At 63.7% G+C, this 20,550-nt stretch carries 21 protein-coding genes and 1 pseudogene; 12 read left to right on the top strand and 10 right to left on the bottom strand.

Annotated elements, in window-relative coordinates; translation table 11 throughout:
• Window positions 1-41: 41 nt before the first annotated feature.
• Window positions 42-1,013 (top strand): phosphonate ABC transporter, permease protein PhnE, encoded by a 972-nt coding sequence (gene phnE, locus DBIPINDM_RS23320; protein ID WP_258581423.1) that lies wholly within the window; start codon window positions 42-44, stop codon window positions 1,011-1,013.
• A gap of 3 nt (window positions 1,014-1,016) precedes the next feature.
• Window positions 1,017-2,384 carry a phosphonate ABC transporter, permease protein PhnE gene (phnE, locus tag DBIPINDM_RS23315; RefSeq protein WP_258581422.1) on the top strand — a complete coding sequence of 456 codons (1,368 nt, stop codon included), beginning with the start codon at window positions 1,017-1,019 and terminating at the stop codon, window positions 2,382-2,384.
• A 362-nt stretch (window positions 2,385-2,746) separates the two neighbouring features.
• Here the strand turns inward: phnE (DBIPINDM_RS23315) and DBIPINDM_RS23310 are convergent, their stop codons facing one another.
• The 3 genes from DBIPINDM_RS23310 to DBIPINDM_RS23300 form a co-directional block, all read right to left on the bottom strand.
• On the bottom strand, window positions 2,747-3,598 hold the full coding sequence (locus DBIPINDM_RS23310) for a sugar phosphate isomerase/epimerase family protein (protein ID WP_258581421.1): 852 nt from the start codon (window positions 3,596-3,598) through the stop codon (window positions 2,747-2,749).
• Window positions 3,599-3,635: 37 nt separating this feature from the next.
• Window positions 3,636-4,823, bottom strand: coding sequence for a Gfo/Idh/MocA family protein (locus DBIPINDM_RS23305; protein WP_258581420.1), 1,188 nt, complete (start codon window positions 4,821-4,823; stop codon window positions 3,636-3,638).
• Between the two features lie 150 nt (window positions 4,824-4,973).
• On the bottom strand, window positions 4,974-6,029 hold the full coding sequence (locus DBIPINDM_RS23300; RefSeq protein ID WP_258581419.1) for a sugar phosphate isomerase/epimerase family protein: 1,056 nt from the start codon (window positions 6,027-6,029) through the stop codon (window positions 4,974-4,976).
• Window positions 6,030-6,431: 402 nt separating this feature from the next.
• Here DBIPINDM_RS23300 and DBIPINDM_RS23295 point away from each other — a divergent pair, with 402 nt between their 5' ends.
• Genes DBIPINDM_RS23295 through DBIPINDM_RS23275 form a run of 5 tightly spaced genes read left to right on the top strand, consistent with a single transcriptional unit; the run spans window position 6,432 to window position 10,696 of the window.
• Window positions 6,432-7,319 (top strand): sugar phosphate isomerase/epimerase family protein, encoded by an 888-nt coding sequence (locus tag DBIPINDM_RS23295; RefSeq protein WP_172223926.1) that lies wholly within the window; start codon window positions 6,432-6,434, stop codon window positions 7,317-7,319.
• Window positions 7,320-7,379: 60 nt separating this feature from the next.
• A complete protein-coding gene (locus tag DBIPINDM_RS23290) occupies window positions 7,380-8,549 on the top strand; it encodes a mandelate racemase/muconate lactonizing enzyme family protein (RefSeq protein WP_258581418.1) in 1,170 nt (389 codons plus the stop codon).
• Between the two features lie 2 nt (window positions 8,550-8,551).
• Window positions 8,552-9,271, top strand: a complete 720-nt coding sequence (locus DBIPINDM_RS23285; protein ID WP_258581417.1) for a FadR/GntR family transcriptional regulator — start codon at window positions 8,552-8,554, stop codon at window positions 9,269-9,271.
• 2 nt (window positions 9,272-9,273) lie between these two features.
• Complete coding sequence (locus tag DBIPINDM_RS23280) at window positions 9,274-10,266, top strand: hydroxyacid dehydrogenase (RefSeq protein WP_416361703.1); 993 nt, start codon at window positions 9,274-9,276, stop codon at window positions 10,264-10,266.
• A gap of 40 nt (window positions 10,267-10,306) precedes the next feature.
• On the top strand, window positions 10,307-10,696 hold the full coding sequence (locus tag DBIPINDM_RS23275) for a hypothetical protein (protein WP_258581416.1): 390 nt from the start codon (window positions 10,307-10,309) through the stop codon (window positions 10,694-10,696).
• Between the two features lie 15 nt (window positions 10,697-10,711).
• Here the strand turns inward: DBIPINDM_RS23275 and DBIPINDM_RS23270 are convergent, their stop codons facing one another.
• Window positions 10,712-12,007, bottom strand: a complete 1,296-nt coding sequence (locus tag DBIPINDM_RS23270; RefSeq protein WP_258581415.1) for an amidase — start codon at window positions 12,005-12,007, stop codon at window positions 10,712-10,714.
• Window positions 12,008-12,123: 116 nt separating this feature from the next.
• Between DBIPINDM_RS23270 and DBIPINDM_RS23265 the strand changes: the two genes are divergently transcribed.
• Complete coding sequence (locus tag DBIPINDM_RS23265) at window positions 12,124-12,471, top strand: GFA family protein (RefSeq protein ID WP_258581414.1); 348 nt, start codon at window positions 12,124-12,126, stop codon at window positions 12,469-12,471.
• A 112-nt stretch (window positions 12,472-12,583) separates the two neighbouring features.
• Here DBIPINDM_RS23265 and DBIPINDM_RS23260 read toward each other — a convergent pair whose 3' ends face one another.
• Window positions 12,584-13,798 (bottom strand): MFS transporter, encoded by a 1,215-nt coding sequence (locus tag DBIPINDM_RS23260; RefSeq protein ID WP_258581413.1) that lies wholly within the window; start codon window positions 13,796-13,798, stop codon window positions 12,584-12,586.
• 184 nt (window positions 13,799-13,982) lie between these two features.
• On the opposite strand from DBIPINDM_RS23260, the gene DBIPINDM_RS23255 reads away from it, so the two are divergent.
• The 3 genes and pseudogenes from DBIPINDM_RS23255 to DBIPINDM_RS23245 all read left to right on the top strand — a co-directional run bounded on the left by DBIPINDM_RS23255 (window position 13,983) and on the right by DBIPINDM_RS23245 (window position 16,557).
• Entirely contained in the window at window positions 13,983-14,969 is a 987-nt protein-coding gene (locus DBIPINDM_RS23255; protein WP_258581412.1) for an AraC family transcriptional regulator, read from the top strand.
• Window positions 14,970-15,016: 47 nt separating this feature from the next.
• A pseudogene (locus DBIPINDM_RS23250) lies at window positions 15,017-15,983 on the top strand (AraC family transcriptional regulator).
• A gap of 142 nt (window positions 15,984-16,125) precedes the next feature.
• Window positions 16,126-16,557: a DUF4437 domain-containing protein gene (locus DBIPINDM_RS23245; protein ID WP_258581411.1), complete on the top strand. Its 432-nt coding sequence runs from the start codon at window positions 16,126-16,128 to the stop codon at window positions 16,555-16,557.
• 33 nt (window positions 16,558-16,590) lie between these two features.
• Here the strand turns inward: DBIPINDM_RS23245 and DBIPINDM_RS23240 are convergent, their stop codons facing one another.
• Window positions 16,591-16,992, bottom strand: a complete 402-nt coding sequence (locus DBIPINDM_RS23240; protein ID WP_258589325.1) for a nuclear transport factor 2 family protein — start codon at window positions 16,990-16,992, stop codon at window positions 16,591-16,593.
• Between DBIPINDM_RS23240 and DBIPINDM_RS23235 the strand changes: the two genes are divergently transcribed.
• On the top strand, window positions 16,945-17,082 hold the full coding sequence (locus DBIPINDM_RS23235) for a hypothetical protein (protein ID WP_258589481.1): 138 nt from the start codon (window positions 16,945-16,947) through the stop codon (window positions 17,080-17,082). The two genes, DBIPINDM_RS23240 and DBIPINDM_RS23235, sit on opposite strands and share 48 nt — an antisense overlap.
• A gap of 105 nt (window positions 17,083-17,187) precedes the next feature.
• Here DBIPINDM_RS23235 and DBIPINDM_RS23230 read toward each other — a convergent pair whose 3' ends face one another.
• The 4 genes from DBIPINDM_RS23230 to DBIPINDM_RS23215 are packed head-to-tail and all read right to left on the bottom strand — an operon-like array spanning window position 17,188 to window position 20,550.
• Window positions 17,188-18,273 carry an ABC transporter ATP-binding protein gene (locus DBIPINDM_RS23230; protein WP_258581410.1) on the bottom strand — a complete coding sequence of 362 codons (1,086 nt, stop codon included), beginning with the start codon at window positions 18,271-18,273 and terminating at the stop codon, window positions 17,188-17,190.
• Window positions 18,273-19,379 carry an ABC transporter ATP-binding protein gene (locus tag DBIPINDM_RS23225; RefSeq protein WP_258581409.1) on the bottom strand — a complete coding sequence of 369 codons (1,107 nt, stop codon included), beginning with the start codon at window positions 19,377-19,379 and terminating at the stop codon, window positions 18,273-18,275. The genes DBIPINDM_RS23230 and DBIPINDM_RS23225 overlap by 1 nt, the downstream gene beginning before the upstream one ends.
• Entirely contained in the window at window positions 19,376-19,597 is a 222-nt protein-coding gene (locus tag DBIPINDM_RS23220; RefSeq protein ID WP_258581408.1) for a hypothetical protein, read from the bottom strand. Before DBIPINDM_RS23220 ends, DBIPINDM_RS23225 begins: the two co-directional genes overlap by 4 nt.
• Complete coding sequence (locus DBIPINDM_RS23215) at window positions 19,594-20,550, bottom strand: carbohydrate ABC transporter permease (protein ID WP_183463291.1); 957 nt, start codon at window positions 20,548-20,550, stop codon at window positions 19,594-19,596. Before DBIPINDM_RS23215 ends, DBIPINDM_RS23220 begins: the two co-directional genes overlap by 4 nt.

Raw genomic sequence — 20,550 nt, 5'->3', positions numbered from 1 at the left:
GGGCGGTGTTCAAAAACACCGCCCTTTTTGCATCTCCGATCATGACCCTTTCCGTGACAGCCCCTTCTTTGACAGCCTCTTCTGGCGCCACCCACCAGATGGCCGATGCCTGGCGACGCCAGACGTCGCTGCGCCGGTTCTATACAGTGCTGGGCGTCGGCCTGCTGCTCGTCGCGATGTTCGCCAGCATGTGGTTCGCCGACGAGGCCAATGCCGGCCACTTCTTCGACCGGTTGCCGCATATTCTGGATTTCCTGAGCTGGCTCGTCCCCAAGGACTGGAACGATGTCTGGCGGGCGCTGTTCGACATCGCCTCGCCGCATGACACCGGCACGCAGGAATTCAACTTCCCGCTCGGCCGCATCTATGTCTGGGGCGGGTTCTACATCCCCGAATATTTCGAGCTGATGATCACCACGGTCAATGTCGCCTTGGTCTCGACCTTCATCGGCTTCATCTTCGCGGTGCCGTTCTCGTTCATCGCGGCGCGCAACCTGACGCCCCATCCGCTGCTGCGGCTGATCGTCAAGCGCTTCATGGAGCTGCTGCGCGCCTTTCCGGAGATCGTCATTGCCGGCCTGTTCGCGGCTATTGTCTCGATCGGCCCGATCGCTGCCATCATCGCCATCGGCCTGCATTCGATCGGCGCTCTTGGCAAGCTGTTCTACGAGATCAACGAGAACATCGACATGCGCGCCGAGGAGGGCCTGCGCGCGGTCGGCGCCAACTGGTTCGAGCGGGTGCGCTTTGCCGGCCTGCCGCAGGTGCTGCCCAATTTCATGTCCTACACACTGCTGCGCGTCGAGATCAATGTCCGCATCTCGACCATCATCGGCGCCGTCGGCGGTGGCGGCATCGGCGAGGAATTGAAGCTCTCCATCTCGCGCGGCTTCGGCGCCAAGACGCTGGCGCTGGTGCTGCTCTTGTTCACCACCATCTTCATCATCGACCAGTTTTCCGCCTGGCTGCGCCGCAAGCTGGTCGGCGAACAAGCCTTTATGATGGGAGCGTGAACCATGGCGACCATGACCACCGAGGAGATGCTGTCGATCGAGGAGCGCTATCCGCAAGTGTTCCGGCGGCCGCTGTACAAGCGCTTCGCGCCGCTCTTCCTGTTCGTCGGCATCCTGACGTATCTCATCTATGTCCTATGGTTCTTCAGCTTGCCGCAAGTGCTGCGGGAATCGCACTGGGAGCGTCTGCCGCTGTTCCTGACGCAATGGATCAGCTACGATCTGCAGCCGGAATTCCGCCTCGACCAGCCTGAGATCACGCCCAAATACCCGCGCTTCTCCGCGCTTGGCGACAACCCGAACCCCGACTGGGTGATCAAGAACCCGGACGGCACCTTCACCGTACTGATCGACGGGCCTGCAAAATCCGTCACCTTCGACAAGGCGCAGGCGACGATCGTGGCCAACGGTGAGACGGTGCCGGTTGCGCTGACCAGCGGCAAGCCGGTAATCGCAGGTCCGGTGCCGGACTGGATCACCGCGCATGACGACGAGGTGGTCGCCAAGATGGGCTTCGTCGGCGAGGTGCGCGTCACCGTCGACCGCGTCAAGGTGCGCAAGCGCTTCCTCGGCTGGGCGAATTTTGTCTTCGACACGCGCTCGCCCTTCTTCGGCAAATCAGCGGGAGAAGTGGTCTCGCTGATCGTGTCCGGTCCCGAACTGAAGCCTGGCACCTCGAACCTCGCTCTGGCCGGCGACAATATCTGGAACAATGCGCAATGGCAGCACGGCGACGTCTGGACAAAGCTTTTGCAGACCATCGTCATGGCGTTCCTCGGCACGCTGCTCGGCGGCATCGTCGCCTTCCCGCTTGCCTTCTTCGCCGCCCGCAACATCACGCCGAGCGGCGTGCTCAGCCAGGTCCTGAAGCGCTTCTTCGACTTCATGCGCTCGGTCGACATGCTGATCTGGGCGCTGTTCTTCACCCGCGCCTTCGGCCCCGGCCCGCTGGCCGGCAGCGCGGCGATCTTCTTCACCGAGATCGGCACGCTCGGCAAAACCTATTCCGAGGCGCTGGAGAACATCGACGACAAGCCGCGCGAAGGGGTGCTGTCGACCGGCGCCAACGGCCTCCTGGTGCAGCGCTACGGTGTGATGCCCGAAGTCATTCCGGTCTTCATCAGCCAGACGCTCTACCAATGGGAATCCAACACCCGTGGCGCCACCATCATCGGCGCCGTCGGCGCCGGCGGCATCGGCCTGAAATTGTGGGAAGCGATGCGCACCAACTCCAACTGGGCCAACGTCTTCTACATGGTGCTGTTGATCCTGCTGGTCGTCTTCATCTTCGACAACATCTCCAACTTCCTGCGCCGGAGGCTCAGCCGCACCATCCACGACTACAACAGGATCCAGGCCGAGCAGGGTTAACCTTGTGACGCATAAGCGCGGGCATCGTATAGTGCCGCGCCAAGGGTCGACCCCCACTCCGTCGAGCTGCGCTCGACACCTCTCCCCCGATCGACGGGGTAGAGGAAAGGCGCCAGGCTGTCCGAGCCGACGCCCGTCCTCCTAGGTCGAGGCTTTCTTCCACTCCCGAGCCACTGGGCTCCCTTTCCTCTCCCTCCGGAGGGGGGAGAGGAAGCTCGGCGAAGCCGAGACGGAGTGGGGGAACCACTTGGCAATCGCCACGAACGCAAATAGAAAATGGACAAGGCGCAATCATCGTCTCGCCTCGCGCCAAGGGTCGCCGACGCAGGTCTCCTTTGCGTCACTATCGACCGATCAGGCGCCTAAGCCGCCTTCTTCCACCCGTTCCTGATATGCTTGTACCCGTCCCGATAAACCGCTTCCGGCGTTTCGGAAAAATCGCGCCACACCTTGGTCGCCGCCGCCAGATCCTTCAGCGAACGCCCGAACGCCTCGATCGTCAGCCAGTCATCATAGCCGCTCTTGCGGATCGCCGCGAACGTCTCCGCCCACGGGATGTTGCCGCGCCCCGGCACGCCGCGATCATTCTCCGATATGTGGATGTGCACGACATTCCTGCGATGCTTTGTGTAGGCGCCGATCGGGTCGGCCTCCTCGATATTGGCATGAAAGGTGTCGTACATCGCCTTGATGTGCGGCCGGTCGATGGTGTCGATGTGCTCCGACAGGTCGGCCATCGTGTTCAGCAGATAACATTCGAAACGGTTGAGCGCCTCCAGCCCGATGGTGACGTTCCGCTTGCCGGCATGGTCGCCGATGGCGCGCTGCGAGGCGACCGAACGGTTCTTCTCGGCGGGTGTCGGCCCGCTGCCGGAAAAGGCGCCAAGCGTCGAATGCAGCGGGCCGCTCAGCGTGCTCGCGCCGAGGGCTGAGCTGCAATCGATCGCCCATTTCATGTAATCGACACCAGCCTTCCGGGTCGTGGCATCCGGCGAGATCAGGTTCATTGAGGGATCACCCATCGCCGAGACCGCGGTACGCTCCAGCCCGATGCGATCGAGCAGGTCGCCTAGCTTTTTATAGTCGTCCGGCGTGCCGGCAAAGACCGGTATCTCGACGCCATCGAAGCCCGTCGCCTTGATGTCGCGCAGCAGCGGCTCGTGCTTCTTCGAGACGCTGGTTGTCCACAAGAACATGCACATGCCGATTTTCATCGACATCCCTCCCCTTGGATCCCCCCGGATCGTTATTCTAAAGCTTCGTCCAGGCTCCATTCTTCTTCGACGATTTCACGCAGGCCTCGATGAAGGCCATGCCTTCGACGCCATCCTGGATGGTCGGGAAGACCACATCCTTTGCCGGCTTGCCACCCTTCTTGCCCGCCGCGCGGATCGCCCGCGCCGCTTCCTGGTAGATGTTGGCGAAACCTTCGAGATAGCCCTCCGGGTGGCCCGGCGGCACGCGGCTGACGCGGCCCGCCACCGGCAGCGCGCCGGCGCCGTTGCGGGTGATCAATTGCTTGGGCTGGCCGAATGGCGTGTACCAGAGATAGTTCGGGTCGGCCTGCACCCATTCCAGCCCACCCTTCGAGCCATAGATGCGCAGCTTCAGCCCGTTCTCGTGCCCGGGCGCCACCTGGCTTGCCCAGATCATGCCTTTGGCCGGGTGCGTCTTGCCGGCTGGCTTGAAGCGCAGCATGACGTTGACATTGTCGTCGAGCAGCCGGCCCGGCACGAAGGCATCGAGATCGGCCGACAGCGAGTCGAGCTCCAGCCCCGAGACGAAGCGAGCGAGATTGTAGGCATGGGTGCCGATGTCGCCCAGCGCACCGCCGGCGCCCGCCTGTTTCGGATCGCCGCGCCACGATGCCTGCTTCTGGCCGGTGGCGGCGAGATCCTCGGTCAGCCAGTCCTGCGGGTATTCCGACTGCACGATGCGGATATCGCCGAGCACGCCCTTGGCCACCATCTCGCGCGCCTGACGCACCATCGGATAGGCGGTATAGTTGTGGGTGAGCACGAACACCTTGCCGGTCTTCTCGACGATCGCCGCGAGTTTTTTCGCCTCGGCCAGCGTCGTTGCCAGCGGCTTATCGCAGATCACATGGATACCGGCCTCGAGAAAAGCCTTGGCCGCCGGCACATGCACATTGTTGGGCGTGACGATCGCCACCGCCTCGATACCGTCGGGGCGCTTGGCCTCGGCCTTGGCCATCTCGGCGTAGGACGCGTAGCTGCGATCGGGATCAAGCCCGAGTTCGGCGGCCGACGCCTTGGCACGCTCGGGATTCGCCGACAGCGCACCGGCCACCAGCACGAACTCATTGTCCATGCGCGCCGCGATGCGATGCACTGCGCCGATGAAGGCGCCTTGCCCGCCACCGACCATGCCATAGCGGATCGGGCCGCCTCCCGTTTCCGACTTCGATGCGCCGACCATGTTTTTTCTCCTGGCTGTTGCTTACCTCCCCTTGAGGGGAGATCGATCCGCGCAGCGGATCGGGTGGGGTCGTAGAGGCGGAGCTCGGCCTGAACCGACCCCACCCGGCCCTTCGGGCCACCCTCCCCTCGTGGGGGAGGGAAAGTAGCGCTAGATACCCATCATCGCGCGCAGCACCTTCTTGTCGGTGGCGCCGCCGGCAAAGTCGTCGAATGCCTTTTCCGTCACCCGGATGATGTGGTGCTGGATGAAGGGGGCGCCTTCGGCAGCACCGTCTTCGGGATGCTTCAGGCAGCACTCCCATTCCAGCACCGCCCAGGAATCGTAATTGTACTGCGTCAGCTTGGAGAAGATGCTGCCGAAATCCACCTGCCCGTCGCCAAGCGAGCGGAAACGGCCGGCGCGGTTGGTCCAGCTCTGATAGCCGGAATAGACGCCCTGCCGGCCGGTCGGGTTGAACTCGGCGTCCTTGACGTGGAAGGCCTTGATACGCTCGTGATAGATGTCGATGAATTCGAGATAGTCGAGCTGCTGCAGCAGGAAGTGCGACGGATCGTAGTTGATGTTGCAGCGCTTGTGGCCGCCGACCGCGTCGAGGAACATTTCGAAGGTGGCGCCGTCGAACACGTCCTCGCCGGGATGGATCTCGTAGCCGACATCGACGCCATTGTCCTCATAGACATCGAGGATCGGCTTCCAGCGCTTGCCGAGCTCGGCGAAGGCCTCCTCGATCAGACCGGCCGGCCGCTGCGGCCAGGGGTAGAGGTAGGGGAAGGCCAGCGCACCGGAGAAGGTCACCGATGCATTGAGCCCGAGATTGCGCGATGCCTTGGCGCCGAACTTCATCTGCTCGACCGCCCATTTCTGCCGCGCCTTCGGATTGTTGTGGACCGAGGCCGGCGCGAAGCCATCCATCTGGGCGTCATAGGCAGGGTGCACTGCCACCAACTGCCCCTGCAGATGCGTCGACAATTCCGTGATTTCGACGCCGGCATCGGCACAGATGCCCTTCACCTCGTCGCAATAGGCCTTAGAAGACGCCGCCTTCTTGAGGTCGAACAGGCGCGCATCCCAGGTCGGGATCTGCACGCCCTTATAGCCGAGACCGGCGGCCCATTTGGTGATCGAAGCCAGCGAATTGAATGGCGCTGCGTCACCCGCGAACTGCGCCAGAAACAGTCCAGGGCCCTTCATTGTCGTCGGCATCGGCATCCTCCCTCATTGTGTCGCGACCAAGCATAGCGCCGATTGGAAGCAGGGCCAGCCATTTTGGTCTTTTCGCATCGGGCGCTTTGCAGGCACTGCCATTCTGGTATTACCAAATAGCGAAATTTGGTCAAGCCGGACAATGCACCGGCAAAGCCCTCGGCACACCAGAAGTATCGACATATATCACAATACAATCAACGGAGTAATTCGCACAAAAAGTTGCGCTGCCCCGCTTCTTGCCGTTCCCTAGAATTTGCTGTAGACCTCACTTCAGGCCCAATTGGTCGAACCAGTTTGCAGGAAAAAGGCTGGGGATGCCTTGGGGAGGAACCCTTGCGTCGCCTTTCGGCGATGCATGTCGCAGGCAAACCATACGGACGAATTTGGGAAGGACAAACCATGCATCTTTCGACGCACAACTGGATGCGCGCGGAGCCTTTGGAGACGACGCTCAAGCGCATCAAGAAATTCGGCTATGAGTCGATCGAGATTTCCGGCGAGCCCGAGCAGTACAAGACCAAGGAGACGCGGGCGCTGCTGAAGGAGCATGGCATCCGCTGCTGGGGTGCGGTGACCTTGATGCTGGGCGAGCGCAACCTTGCCGCCAAGAACCAGGGACAGCGCGAGCGCTCGGTGCAGTATGTCAAGGACGTGCTGACCATGGTCAGCGAGCTCGATGGCGAAATCATCACCCTGGTTCCGGCGACCGTCGGCAAGGTGGTGCCCGACGGTACCGAGGAAGAAGAATGGAAGTGGGTGGTCGACGCGACCCGCGAATGCTTCACCCATGCCAAGAAGGTCGGCGTCAAGATCGCCGTCGAGCCGCTGAACCGGTTCGAGACCTACCTGTTCAATCGCGGCGCCCAGGCGCTGGCGCTGGCAGACGCGGTCAGCCCCGAATGCGGTGTCTGCCTCGACGCCTACCACATCCACATGGAGGAATTTAACGTCCATGACGCCATCCGTCAGGTCGGCAAGCGCCTGTTCGACTTCCATGTCGCCGACAACAACCGCTTCGCCGCCGGCCTTGGCCAGATCGACTGGCCCAGGATCGTCGCCACCTTGAAGGAAGTCGGCTACGACGGCGCACTGACCAACGAGTTCGTCGCCCCGGTCGACCGCACGCCGGCGGCACCCTACCCCGAAATGGTCGAGCGCCACCCGGTCGATATCTCGCCCGAGCAGTTGAAGTTCATCCAGGACCACGGCTCCAGCGTGCTGACCGAAAAATTCTACACCGACCAGATGCGCATCACCGCCGAAACGCTGCTGCCGCTGATCAAGTAGTCGACTGCTTCTGGGAAATTTGCCCTTCCGCCCTGACCGGCGGCAGGGCTGGGGAAAGACATGCGCATCAAGACCATCCAAGCCTGGTGGGTCCGCATCCCGATCGAAGCCGCGAAGCAGCATCGCAGCGACTTCGGCCAGGTGACGACCTTCGACGCCGCCATCCTGCGCATCGAAACCAATGACGGGCTGGTCGGCTGGGGCGAAGGCAAGAACGCCGCCGGCAGCGCCGGCAGCTACGGCGCGCTGGTCCACATGCTGAACCATGAGGTCGGCCCGCAGCTGATCGGCCGCGATCCGGCCGATATCGGCATCATCTGGGAGATGCTCTACAACGGCGTGCGCCACGACAGTGCCGCGCGCGCCGGCCACGCCATGCCGCAACTGGCGCGGCGCGGCATGAGCGTCGCCGCCATCAGCGCCGTCGACATCGCGCTCTGGGATATTCTCGGCAAATCACTAGGGGTTCCGGTCTGGCGGCTGCTCGGCGGCCGCAAGCTCGACCGCATGCAGGCCTATGCCTCCGGCGGCTGGGCATCCGCCGATGCAATCGGCGAGCAATTGAAATCCTACATCGCCCGGGGCGGCTTCAAGGCGCTGAAGATGCGGGTTGGCGCCATGGATGGTGCCGCGCACATTTCCGCCGCCCGTGTGCGCGCCGCGCGCCAGGCGCTCGGCCCCGATGTCGAGCTGATGGTCGACGCCCACGGCACCTATACGGTGGCGGAAGCCAAGCGCTTCATCCATCTCGTCAACGACCTCGATCTCGCCTGGTTCGAGGAGCCTGTGATCGCCGACGACAAGCCCGGCATGGCGGAAGTGCGCGCATCGGGTGCTGTTCCGATTGCCACCGGCGAAAGCGAGGCGACGCGCTATGCCTTCCGCGACCTCGCGGTGCTGAAAGCGGCCGATATCTTCCAGCCCGATCCTGCTTTCTGCGGCGGCATCAGCGAAGCGATGAAGATCGGCACCATCGCCAGCGCTTTCAATCTGCGCTTTGCGCCGCATCTGTGGGCCGGTGCGCCCTGCTTCTTCGCCGGGCTGCATGTCTGCGCCGCCTCGCCGTCGAGTTTCACCGTCGAATATTCGCTCGGCGCCAACCCGATGATCCACGATCTGATCGAAGAGACTGTCGAAGCCAAGGACGGTATGATAGCGATCCCGGAAAAGCCCGGATTGGGATTCACCATTTCGGAGCGATTCCTGGAGGCGCACGCGCAACGCAGTTGACGATGAAAGAAAAGAACCTTCTCGCGGAACTCGCCGCCTATCTGTTCTCCCACTCGGACAGCGAGACCGGCCGCACGCCGTCGGAGCGTGAGCTGGCGGAGCATTTCGGCGTCAGCCGCGGCCAGATCCGCGAGGCGCTGGCCATCCTGGAAGCCATGCGCATCGTCGAACGCCGCGCCAAGTCCGGCATCTACATCGACACCAAGCAGGCGAGCGTCGAGGCGCTGGCGCTGTTCGCGCGCGCCGGCCTGCCGCTTGATCCCTTGCAGATTTACGAGACGGTCGAGTTGCGCAAGATCCACGAGATCAAGGCCGCCGAGCTTGCCTGCTCGCGCGCCACCGAGGAGAATTTCGAGCGGCTGCGCGAAATCCTCAAGGCTTCCGAGGAACGCATCGCCGCCGGCGAAGGTCTGGCCAAGGAGGACCGCGAGTTCCACCTCGAGATCGTGCGCGCCACCAAGAACAGCGTCTTCCACAACATCTGCAGCGTCTATTATCTGATGGGCGAACAGCGCCTGCCGATCTACTTCAACGATCCCGAACGCAGCGTGCGCTCGCATGCCGAGCACGTGCAGATCTACGAGGCGCTGTTGCGCCGCGACGGCAATCTCGCCCAGGCGCTGATGAGCGCCCATCTGCAAGGCGCGGAGAGCTACTGGAAGGGCCTGATCGAGGGCGGCAAGGCGGTTGCGCCCACGAGCGCTGCACTCGAAAAGGCCTGATCGTGGCCCAGACCGTGCCAAAGATCCTGTCGACCCATCCGTTGCACCCGCGTGCCTCGTCCAGGCTTGCCGGTGCAGGCCAGCTTGTGATCGCATCGGCGCTCGATCCCGCCACCTTGGCCAGGGAGGCCAAGGACGCCGACATCGTCATCGTGCGCGCACCACTGCCGCCGGCGCTGTTCGAGGGTGCATGGAAGCTGCGCGCTGCCATCCGCCATGGCGCCGGGCTCGACATGATCCCGATGGAAGCGGCGGCCGCGGCCGGCGTGCTGGTGGCCAATGTGCCGGCGGTCAATGCACGCTCGGTGGCAGAACATGTCATGTTCACGGCACTTGCGCTGCTGCGGCAATTCCGCAGGGTCGACCGCGACCTGCGCGCCAAGGGCTGGCTCGCCGGCCGCGAGCATGCCAATTCCAACATCGAGCTTGCCGGCAAGACCATCGGCATCGTCGGCCTCGGCGCCGTCGGACAGGCCGTCGGCCATATCGCCGCGCACGGCTTCGACCTGAAAGTGGTGGCAACGACGCGCAGCATGCAGCCGGCGCCGGAGAAGGTTGGCTTCCTGTCGATCGACGCGCTGGTCGAGCAGAGCGATATTATCGTGCTCTGCTGCCCGCTGACGCCGGAGACGCGCGGCCTGATCAGCCGCGAGCGCATCGCCCGCATGAAACCCAATGCGCTTTTGATCAACGTGTCGCGCGGGCCGGTGGTCGATGACGACGCCCTGATCGAGGCCTTGCGGGAAGGCCGCATCGGCGGTGCAGCACTCGACGTGTTTTCGACGCAGCCGCTGCCGTCCAATCATCCCTATTTCGGCTTCGACAACGTCATCATCACCCCGCATATGGCCGGCATTACCGAGGAATCGATGATGCGCATGGGCGTCGGCGCGGCGGGCGAAGCTCTGCTGGTGCTGGCAGGCAAGCTGCCGGTCAATCTGCGCAATCCGGAAGTGGTCGATCATTACCGGCAGCGGTTTCCGCTCGACATATAGCAATCGCGGTTTCGCCCCAATTCTCCGCGACGGTGCTGCCATGTCCGCTCTTCGCCTTGAATTGCTGGTTGCCGCAGCCTCATCCATCTGCACCATGCCGGCATTCGCCGCAGCCGAGAGCAGCTATGTCTACTGCGACAATGGGCTGCGCTGCTTCAAGGCGCCCTGCCCATCGAACAGCGCGCTCGACCTTGCCACCGGCATGATCATCAAAGGTGTGTCGATCGACACCAGCGGCTTGCCGCAGGCCGACAAGGCGATAGTGGATCAGTCCGACGTGCTTTACAGCGGCAAGATCGTCGTCAGAGGCTCGATCGAGCAACGCGCCCAGACCATCACCGGCAAGGATTACAGCCTGCCCTGGCTGGTCGCGACCCGCATCGTGCGCACCGCCAAGGACAGCGAACGCAAGCACTGTTCGGCGCACTGATCGGCCAATTGCCAATCAGCCGGCCAGCAGCCTCTCCACTTCAGCAGCTATCCGCAGCAAGTGCCGGTCATGGCCGTTGCGAGCGACCAGCATCAGTCCGGCCGGCAGCGCCATGCCGGGCATGGGCAGCGAGATCGCACAGAGGTCGAACTGGTTGGCGACCTGGGTGTTGCGCAACAGCAAGCCTTCGACGTGGTCGCGCAGTTCGCCATCCTCGGCCAGGGAAGCGATGGTCGGCGCCGTCACCGGCGTGGTCGGCAGGGCCAGCACATCGACCGATGTCAGCCGCTCATCCATGGCGGCGGCCAGCGCGCTGCGGCGGCGCAGGACCCTGATATAGACCGGCGTCGGCAGCATGGCCGCCCGCGACAAAGGCCCGCTGACATGCGGGTCGACTGGCACCGCCGCACCCGTCGCCAGCCAGTCAGCATGGATCTCGGCTCCTTCCATCGCAGCGATCGAGCCCCGCTTGGTGGCCGCGCGCAGCTCCGCGATCATGTCGTCGATCGACAAATCCGCAATGCGCGCGCCGGCCTGTTCGATCTTGCGAAGGCAATGCTCGAACGCCGCGGCAACCTTGCTTTCCGTGTCCTCGAAAAGAACGCCGCGCGGGATACCGATCCGAAGCCCGGCGAGCGGAATGGCCGCCAGTTCGCTCGGCATCTCGCCGGCCATCACCGCGTCAGCGGCGGCACATTGCGCGACGGTTCGGGCTAGCGGCCCGATCGAGTCCAGCGTGCCCGACAGCGGAAAGGCGCCAGAAAGCGGCACGCGCCGCGCCGTCGGCTTGAAGCCAACGACACCATTGAGCGCCGCCGGAATGCGGATCGACCCGCCGGTGTCGGAACCGATCGAGATGTCGCTCGTCCCCTCGCCGACGGAAACGCCGGCGCCTGAGGACGAACCACCCGGAATGCGGCTGGCATCGATCGAATTGCCTGGCGTGCCGTAGTGCATGTTGTCGCCGATCGCCGTGAAGGCGAATTCGGTCATGTTGGTCTTGCCGATAATGACCGCACCGGCCTGCCGCAGCCGGCTGACGATGGTGGCATCGCGCACAGCGGGCGTGGCGGTCTTTCGCATCAGCGAGCCGGCCGTGGTCGCCTCGCCGGCGACATCGAACAGATCCTTGATCGAGACAATGGTGCCGTCGAGTGGTCCGAGCGTCACGCCGGCTCGGCCGCGGGCGTCGCTGGCGTCGGCTGCAGCCCGCGCGGCCTCGACATAGAGCTTGGTGAAGACCTTTTCGTCGGCTGCACGATTGGCAAGACGTGACAGGATGATTTCGAGACGGTCGCTGATGGATTGCATGTCGATGTCGGACTCCGCCAGGATGCAACGTCTTTAAGGCAAGCGGCCGATTGGGCTTGCGGAAGGGATAACCCGGCCAGCGTGCCTTTGCACCTGCCAGCGATAGGAAGATACTGATGCTGTACAAAGGCAGCTGCCACTGCGGCAAGGTCGCCTTCCAGTTCAAGGCGGAACTGACCGGCGCCATCAGGTGCAATTGTTCGATATGCTCGCGCAAGGGCGCGCTGTTATGCGCCATTCCGCATGAGAGCCTCACCCTCCTGGCCTGGGGCGATGACCTGGGCACCTATACATTCGGCAACCACACCATGGCGCACCGCTTCTGCCGCACCTGCGGCATCCACCCTTTCGCCGAGGATGTCCGCGAAGGCGGCGAACGCAGCGCCTATATCAACCTCAACTGCGTCGCCGATCTCGACCCTTCCACTCTGTCGATCTTCGACTTCGACGGGCGCTCGGTCTGAAGCCAACGGCATGCCGCCGCATCTGCCTGCCATGCGTTCGTTGTCGCCATCACGGCAGCGGCCGGAAAACCATGATGGTTCTCGGGCCGCTGGATAGGTCAGAGATGAGAGATTATTCGGCCTGCTTCGGGCCGCGCAGGAACACAACGAAGGACGCCAGCAGCGTCGCCGCGCCGCAATAGGCGAAGGCGCTGGCCACGCCAGCATGGTCGACCAGCAGGCCGCCGAAGACGGCGCCCAGCGCAATCGCCACCTGGAAGGTCGCCACCATCAAGCCGCCGGCGCTTTCAGCCTGGTCGGGCGCAGCCCGCACCAGCCAGCTCTGTAGCCCGACCGGCACCGCGCCGAAGGCAAAGCCCCAGGCGGCGACGGCAGCCGCGGCGATGGTCGGTGAAGCGCCGAAGATCAACATCGAGGCGGCGGCCAGGGCAATCAGCAGCGGCGCCAGCGCGACCGCGGCCTTGAGGTTGCGCTCAGCCAGGATGCCGCCGGCGATATTGCCGAAGAACCCACCTATGCCATAGGCCAGCAACACCAGCGAGATCGTCTCGATGTGCAGCACCGGCACCTTTTCGAGGAACGGGCGTACATAGGTGAAGCCGGCAAAGTGCCCGGAAGCGACCAGCAGCACGACCAGCAGGGCCACCCGGATCGACGGCCGCTCCAGCACGTCGAGCAAGGTGCGGAAGCTCGCGACACCGACCGGCGGCAGCTTTGGAATGGCCGCTACCTGCATCAGCAATGCCAGCGCAGCGACGACTGTCGCGATCATGAAGGCCGTGCGCCAGCCCCAGATGTCGCCGACATAGGCGCCAACAGGAGCAGCAGTGACCGTGGCAAGCGAAACCCCGGTCAGGATAATCGACATGGCGCGCGGCATCAGCCGCATCGGCACCAGCCGCAGCGCCATGGCCGCCGACATCGCCCAGAAGCCGCCCAGCGCCACGCCGAGCACGACGCGGGCCAGCAGAAGCATGGGCAGCGACGAAGCAAAGGTGGCGAGAAGGTTGGACAGGATGAGGAACGACGTCAGCATCCACATCACCAGCCTGCGGTCCATGCGCCTGGTGATGATCGCCATGGTCGGTGCGGCTATCGCGGCGACGATCGCGGTTGCCGTCACCGCTTGTCCCGCCACGCCTTCCGTGACGCCGAGATCGCGCGCCATCGGCGTCAGCAGGCTGGCGGGCAGGAATTCGGCGGTGACCAGTCCGAACACCCCAAGCGCCAGTGAGACAACGGCACCCCATGTCGGTTCGGTTCGTTCATCGGTGTCTGCGGGGTTCAGAAGTGTGGCGTCGATGACGCCTGTCGCGGGTTCGGCCATGGTCAGTCTCCGATCTGTTTGCAGCGCCACATAGGCAATGACCGACCGGGGCTTCCACCCGTTTCCATGCCTTGCCGTCACGGCTTGGCTATGAGGTCGGTCTCGGTTTGGTTGCGGCGCAGCATTTGGCTGCACTGCAACATAGGGAGTGACGCCTTGGAGTTTCCATGCTAGAAACGCCATTATGTCTAGCCATTCGTCCAAAATTCCGATCACCGGCGACCCGCTGACAGACATATTGCGCGGGTTGCGTCTGGATGGTGTCGAGTACGGCCGTTGCGAGATGAAGGAGCCGTGGGGCATCCAGTTCCCGGCTCAGCCCGGGGCGCGGTTTCATTTCATCGGCCGCAAGGGCTGCTGGCTGAAGCAGCCGTCCGGCGAATGGGTTGAGCTCAATGCCGGCGATGCGGTGTTGTTGCCGCGCGGCGAGGCCCATGTGCTCGCCAGCGAACCCGGGGCGCAGGCCTGGCCGATCCATGGCTATGAACTCGAGGAGGTCTGCAAGGACGTCTATTGCACGTCGAACGCGGAAATGTGCGACAAGAATTGCCAGCCGGGAACGCTGCTGTTCTGCGCCGCCATGTATTTCAATATTGATGGCCTGCACCCTCTGCTTGGCATGATGCCGGACGTAATGCGCTCGCATGAGCTGGAAGCCTATGAGCCGGGCCTTCCGCATCTGCTGGAGGCCATGGCGCGCGAAGTGACGATGGAGCGCGTCGGCTCCGGCGGCATTCTGGCGCGGCTGGCCGACGTGCTTGCCGCCACCGTCATCCGCTCATGGGTCGAACGTGGCTGCGGCGACTCCTCCGGCTGGATCGCGGCGGTCCGGGACCGCGACATCGGCCGCGTGCTGGCCGCCATCCATCTCGAGCCGGACCATGACTGGACGGTCGAATCGCTGGCCCGAATGATGGGTGCCTCACGCTCGGGCTTTGCCGAGCGCTTCGCCACCATCGTCGGCGAAACGCCGGCAAAATATGTCACCCAGGTCAGGATGCATCAGGCGCGGCAATGGCTGGTCCGCGACCGGATGAAAATCTCCGTCGTTGCCGCCCGCCTCGGTTATGAATCGGACGCTGCTTTCAGCCGCGCCTTCAAGCGCGTCATCGGCTCGGCGCCCAGCCATCTGCGCGCCGAGGAACAGGCCGATATCCGCCAGGCCGGGTAACGCATCTTGGCCGTGACTGACGGGTGATTCCACGCTAGTAAACCGACATGGATTTCACGTCATCCGAGGGTGCCTTGCCGGCTTCGGGCGGTCCGCTGACCGACATGCTGCGTGGATTGCGGCTTGATGGCGTCGACTACGGCCGCTGCGAACTTGGCGAGCCCTGGGCCGTGTTCTTTCCAGCCCAGGAGGCGGCGCGGTTCCACTTCATCGGCCGCCACGGATGCTGGCTGTTTTCGCCATCCAGGCAATGGTTGGAGTTGACAGCCGGCGATGCGCTGCTGTTGCCGCGCGGCGCCGAACACATCCTTGCCAGCGCACCGGGCGTCCATGCCGTGCCGCTCGAAAGCTACAGCGTCGAGCCTTTGCAGGACAACGTCTATGCCGTCTCGAACGGCGGCCATGGCGCGAAGACCCTGCTGTTTTGCGGCAGCATGCGCTTCAATCTGGGTGGATCGCATCCCGTGCTCGCCATGATGCCGGATATGATGCGCGCCCGGGAATTGATGACGGGCGAGCCGGGCATTCCGCACCTTCTGGAAGCCATGGCCAGCGAGGTGACCGGCAATCGCGCCGGCTCGGGCGGCATGCTGGCGCGGCTGGCCGACGTGTTGGCCGCAAGCATCATCCGTTCATGGGTAGAGAACGGTGGCAGCGGCACCACCGGCTGGACCGCGGCGATCAGGGATCGGGACGTCGGCCGTGTGCTGGTGGCCATTCATCGCCAGCCCGACCGGAACTGGACCGTCGACGCACTCGCCCGCGAAATGGGTGCCTCACGTTCGGCCTTCGCCGAACGGTTCACATCAATCGTCGGCGAAACACCGGCGAGATATGTCGCCCGGCTGCGCATGCACCAGGCACGGGCAATGGCTGATCGAAGATCGGATGCGGGTATCCGTGGTGGCCGCCAGGCTAGGCTACGAGTCCGAAGCATCGTTCAGCCGGGCATTCAAGCGGATCGTCGGCACGGCGCCCAGTCATTTGCGCACCGCCAACTCCGAAGAACACTGAGGCCACACCGGGTAGATTTCCGGATCTGGATGAATTGCCAAGTCTTCCGGACACAATGTCATTGCCGGGCCGACTGCATGCAATAGCTTGCCGGTGCCAAGCAATGAGGGGCCGGCGGCACGTCGTCTCAAGGAGAAAAGCTATGCCAAGTCATCTGAAGGTCCTGGCGCTCGCCGCCATGCTCGTTGTCTCCGGGCGCGCCTTTGCCCTTGAGGACAGCTACCTGCCGGCCAACAAGATTCCCTATGTTGCCGAAGCACCGGACCAGCCGCAGCGCCTAGGACCACTGTGGGGAGAAAGGGCCAAGGGCCCGGCGGGAACATTGCTGAAAGTTCCAGGCAACTGGCGCGCACCTGTTCACGCGCATACCGCTGACTATCGCGCCGTGGTGATCCAGGGTCTATGGGCGCACTGGCAGATGGATGGCGGCGAAGCAACCAAGGTGGAGTTGCCTCCGGGGTCCTACTGGACCCAGAAGGCCAACGAGATGCATGACGACGCTTGCCTGTCCGACACGGAGTGCGTGATCCTGCTGATCAACGACACGCCCTACGAGACCTACCTCCAGAAATAATCGCCCGGCCGGTAATGCGTCGATTGGTGCGGCTTAAGGCTGCGAGGCGCGTGTCTCGGTCCAGTCGACCATTAACTTGCGTTCCGCAAAGAACCAGGTGTCGTCCAGCTTCACGAATTGGTCGAGATAGCGGATCGAGGCCAGCATCAGCGTTCGTTTCTCCCCCTTCACCGTCAGGTGATGCGCGATGCAATAACTCTCGCCGCTTGCCCGGTCGCCGTCGAGGTGAACCGTGCTCTGACCATTGAAATGCGTGGTCGCCTGATACTGGTTCAGGTCGGCGAAAACAGGCGCAAGAGCGTCGCGGCCGTGGAGGACATAGCTGGGCTCGGCGGACCGACTGTCCATGAACACATGAAACGCCGTGTCATCGGTGAAGAGCGCCATTTGTCCCTTGGCATCCCGTCGATCGGCGCAATGGGCATAGGCGTCTATCAGGTTCCGGATCGCGAGGCGGTCGGCCGCCTGCTGGGGCGTGACTGCACTGACCATGCGCTATCCCTCGTCGGACTGGCTGACCATTGAAGCAGGCAGAGCTTGGCGCATTGCCGCCGGCTTGTCGAGCACCCGGTCCGTTACAGCATCTTCAAGAGCCGGCCTCGGCGCCCTCCGAACCCAACTGAGGCATTCTTACCCTGCGTGCCGCAAGCTGACACCGCTGCCCTTGTCGAACAGCACCACCTTGTCCGGGTTCCAGGCAAAGCGCACCGGCTGCTCGATGGCGACATCGGTCCTGGCCGGCACCGTGGCGCGCAGTGTCGTCTCGCCGACCCGCAACGTCAGGATCTTTTCGACGCCATGGTTCTCGACATCATGGACGCGCGCCTCCACAGGCGCACCGCTTTCCAGGTAGACATCCTCCGGACGGATGCCGAAGACGAGCGGGCGCCCCTCGGTCGCCCCGCTCGTCCTGGCTCCCCCTGAAAAGGGCAGTTCGAAATTCAACGGCGCCATCACAGCGCGGCCGTTCACCAGCCTGCCGTCGATGAGGTTCATCGGCGGTGAGCCGACGAAGCTCGCCACATAGGTGTCGCGCGGATTGTTGTAGATCTCGTGCGGCGTGCCGGTCTGAACGATGCGGCCGTGGTTCAAGACGCCGACCTTGTCGCCCATCGACATTGCCTCGATCTGGTCGTGGGTGACGAACAGGAAGGTGGCGCCGAGCTGTATCTGCAGGTTCTTGAGTTCCGTGCGCAGCGCCTCGCGCAGCTTGGCGTCGAGCGCCGACAGCGGCTCGTCCATCAGGAACACGCGCGGCTTGCGCACGATGGCGCGGCCGATGGAGACACGCTGCATCTCGCCGCCCGACAGCCGGTCGGTCTTGCGGTCGAGCAGATGCTCGATCCGTAGTGTACGAGCGGCGCGATCGACGCGATCCTTGATCTCGGCATCGGGCAGCCGGCGGATCTTCGGCTTCAGCGGGAACTCAAGGTTCTCCCGCACCGTGTAGCGCGGATAGAGTGAATATTGCTGCAGCACCAGCGCCACATCGCGCTCGGCCGCACCCCAGTCGGCAACGTCAACGCCGTCGATCAGGACTTGCCCTTCGCTGGGTTTTTCGAGACCGGCGATCAACCGCAGCGTCGTCGTCTTGCCGGCCCCCGTCTCGCCGAGCAGCACGAAGAACTCGCCATCGGCGATGTCGAGGTTGAGGCTTGTCAGCGCGGTGTGGCCACCGAACTTCTTGGTGATGTTCTTCAGTTCGATATGGGCCATTACAGCCTCACCCCCAATGACTTGCCGCTTGCCGTATCGAAGAAATGTGCCTGCTCTGGATCGATGCGGACATGGACCTTCTCGCCGGGACCGGCGACATAGCCGGCCTTGGTGCGGGCGCGCAGCATCTTGGAGCCGACCTTGAGGTCGACAACGTCGAAGGAGCCGAGTGGCTCGATGATATGCGCCTCGACCGGCATGTAGCCGGGCGCGGCATCGCGCCGGACGAGCACGCCCTCGGGCCGGATACCCAGCGTCAGCCCGCCATTGGCGGCGTGGCCGTTGAGCTTGGACAAGAGCTCACGCGGGAACTCGAAACCCGCCGGCGCATCGCCGATCGTGACAGTGGCGGCGCTGGCCGCTTCGGCAACGCTCGCGTCGGCGACGTTCATCACCGGACTGCCGACGAATTGGGCCACGAACAAATTGGCGGGGTGCGAATAGACCTCGTCCGGCGTGCCGACCTGCTGGATGAAGCCCTCATGCATGATGACGATGCGGTCGGCGAGACTCATTGCCTCGATCTGATCGTGGGTGACGTAGATCGTGGTCGAACCCTGCTTGATGTGCAGCCGCTTGATCTCGGCCCGCATCTCCTCGCGCAGCTTGGCATCGAGCGCACCGATCGGCTCGTCCATCAGCATCGCCTTCGGCCGCCGCACCAGCGCGCGGCCGATCGCTACGCGCTGCATGTCGCCGCCGGAGAGCGCCGACGGCTTCTTGCCGAGCAGGTCGGTGATGCGCAGGACCCGGGCGACCTCGCGAACCGACTTGTCGACCTCGTCGCTGCCCATGCGCGTTGCGCGCAACGGAAAGGCGATGTTCTCGAACACCGTCATGTGTGGGTAGAGCGAGAACGACTGGAACACCATTGCGATGTCGCGGTCGGCGGCCTTGAGGTGCTGCACCGGCTTGCCATCGATCAGGATGTCGCCCTGGTCGATCGTCTCGAGCCCCGCTATCGCGCGCAGCGTCGTCGTCTTGCCGCAGCCGGACTGGCCGAGCAGCACGATGAACTCGTTGTCGGCGATAGCAAGGTTCAGATTGTGGATGACCTGGACGGCGCCGAAGAATTTCTCGATGCCGCGAAGTTCGATCTGCGTCACTGCCGGGCCCCCCCATGCGTCGTGGCGCCGGTTTCCTCCGCGCGCTCCGGCGCAATTTTGGAGGTGATGTTGAAGCCGATCAGCCCGATCAGGATGATCGTCACGCCATAGGAATGCAGGCCAAGGCTCCACGGTTGGCAGAGCGCGACGATGCCCAGCACCATGAGTATCTGTGAAGCCGGCAAAAGGTACTTCTCATTGACCGCGCGAAAGCTCATTTGCGGATCGCTCCGAAGGTCACGCCGCGAAGCAGGTGGTTGCGCAGCAGGAAGGTGAAGATCGCGACCGGCAACAGGAACAGGAAGGTGCCCGCCGCGATCGTGGTCCAGTCCGGTAGACCGGAACCGATCTGGCTGGGGATGAAGGGCGGCGCGGTTTGCGCACGCCGGTTGGTCATGATCAGCGCGAAGGCATACTCGTTCCAGGCGGTGATGAAGCAGAAGACGGCGGTGGCGGCGATGCCGGTCGCAGCCTCCGGCAGCACGATCTTGAAGAAGGCCTGCATACGCGTGTAGCCGTCGACCAGCGCCGCCTCCTCATATTCCTTCGGGATCTCGTCCATGAAGCCCTTCATCAGCCAGACCGAGAAGGAGAGGTTGAAGGCGACGTAGAGAATGATCAGCCCGATATGCGAATCGTTGAGGCCGACCAGCCGGTACATCAGGAACATCGGGATCGCCACGACCACCGGCGGCAGCATGCGCGTCGATAGGATGAAGAACAGCAGGTCCGCCTCGCCGGCGATCTTGAAACGCGAGAAGCCGTAGGCTGTGAAGGTTCCCATACCGACGGCGAGTACCGTGCTGATGATCGCCACGATCAGGCTGTTCATAAACCGGTTGGGATACTGCGAAAGCTGCACGTCCTTGCCGACCTTCAGCACCCGCTCGCCGCCATCATAGATGCGCTTCTCCCACCAAGGCGCGGCCTCGTAGACTTGCGGGTCGACGGCCTTCTGCATCTGTACGCGCTTGGTGAACAGACGAATGAACGGCGTGACCTCCGGCTGGAACAGCACGGTGGGCGGCACGGTGATCGCCAGTTCCTTCGGCTTGAACGCCGTCGAGGCGATCCAGTAGATCGGCGCCAGGAAGATCAGCGTCGCGATCAGCACCGAGACGATGGCGACGCGGTTGAGCGCGATTTCGCTGCTTGTACGAACTGCAGCCAT

This window comes from Mesorhizobium sp. AR02 (assembly GCF_024746835.1).
Lineage (GTDB): Bacteria > Pseudomonadota > Alphaproteobacteria > Rhizobiales > Rhizobiaceae > Mesorhizobium.
The sequence above is the reverse complement of the archived record's forward strand: the minus strand, read 5'-3'. Positions and strand labels throughout refer to the sequence as shown.

Bases quoted from the DNA above. Each gene is read 5' to 3' on its own strand.
- phnE (WP_258581423.1), top strand. From the start codon at position 42: ATGACCCTTTCCGTGACAGCCCCTTCTTTGACAGCCTCTTCTGGCGCC.
- phnE (WP_258581422.1), top strand. From the start codon at position 1,017: ATGGCGACCATGACCACCGAGGAGATGCTGTCGATCGAGGAGCGCTAT.
- DBIPINDM_RS23310 (WP_258581421.1), bottom strand. From the start codon at position 3,598: ATGAAAATCGGCATGTGCATGTTCTTGTGGACAACCAGCGTCTCGAAG.
- DBIPINDM_RS23305 (WP_258581420.1), bottom strand. From the start codon at position 4,823: ATGGTCGGCGCATCGAAGTCGGAAACGGGAGGCGGCCCGATCCGCTAT.
- DBIPINDM_RS23300 (WP_258581419.1), bottom strand. From the start codon at position 6,029: ATGCCGACGACAATGAAGGGCCCTGGACTGTTTCTGGCGCAGTTCGCG.
- DBIPINDM_RS23295 (WP_172223926.1), top strand. From the start codon at position 6,432: ATGCATCTTTCGACGCACAACTGGATGCGCGCGGAGCCTTTGGAGACG.
- DBIPINDM_RS23290 (WP_258581418.1), top strand. From the start codon at position 7,380: ATGCGCATCAAGACCATCCAAGCCTGGTGGGTCCGCATCCCGATCGAA.
- DBIPINDM_RS23285 (WP_258581417.1), top strand. From the start codon at position 8,552: ATGAAAGAAAAGAACCTTCTCGCGGAACTCGCCGCCTATCTGTTCTCC.
- DBIPINDM_RS23275 (WP_258581416.1), top strand. From the start codon at position 10,307: ATGTCCGCTCTTCGCCTTGAATTGCTGGTTGCCGCAGCCTCATCCATC.
- DBIPINDM_RS23270 (WP_258581415.1), bottom strand. From the start codon at position 12,007: ATGCAATCCATCAGCGACCGTCTCGAAATCATCCTGTCACGTCTTGCC.
- DBIPINDM_RS23265 (WP_258581414.1), top strand. From the start codon at position 12,124: ATGCTGTACAAAGGCAGCTGCCACTGCGGCAAGGTCGCCTTCCAGTTC.
- DBIPINDM_RS23260 (WP_258581413.1), bottom strand. From the start codon at position 13,798: ATGGCCGAACCCGCGACAGGCGTCATCGACGCCACACTTCTGAACCCC.
- DBIPINDM_RS23255 (WP_258581412.1), top strand. From the start codon at position 13,983: ATGTCTAGCCATTCGTCCAAAATTCCGATCACCGGCGACCCGCTGACA.
- DBIPINDM_RS23245 (WP_258581411.1), top strand. From the start codon at position 16,126: ATGCCAAGTCATCTGAAGGTCCTGGCGCTCGCCGCCATGCTCGTTGTC.
- DBIPINDM_RS23230 (WP_258581410.1), bottom strand. From the start codon at position 18,273: ATGGCCCATATCGAACTGAAGAACATCACCAAGAAGTTCGGTGGCCAC.
- DBIPINDM_RS23220 (WP_258581408.1), bottom strand. From the start codon at position 19,597: ATGAGCTTTCGCGCGGTCAATGAGAAGTACCTTTTGCCGGCTTCACAG.
- DBIPINDM_RS23215 (WP_183463291.1), bottom strand. From the start codon at position 20,550: ATGGCTGCAGTTCGTACAAGCAGCGAAATCGCGCTCAACCGCGTCGCC.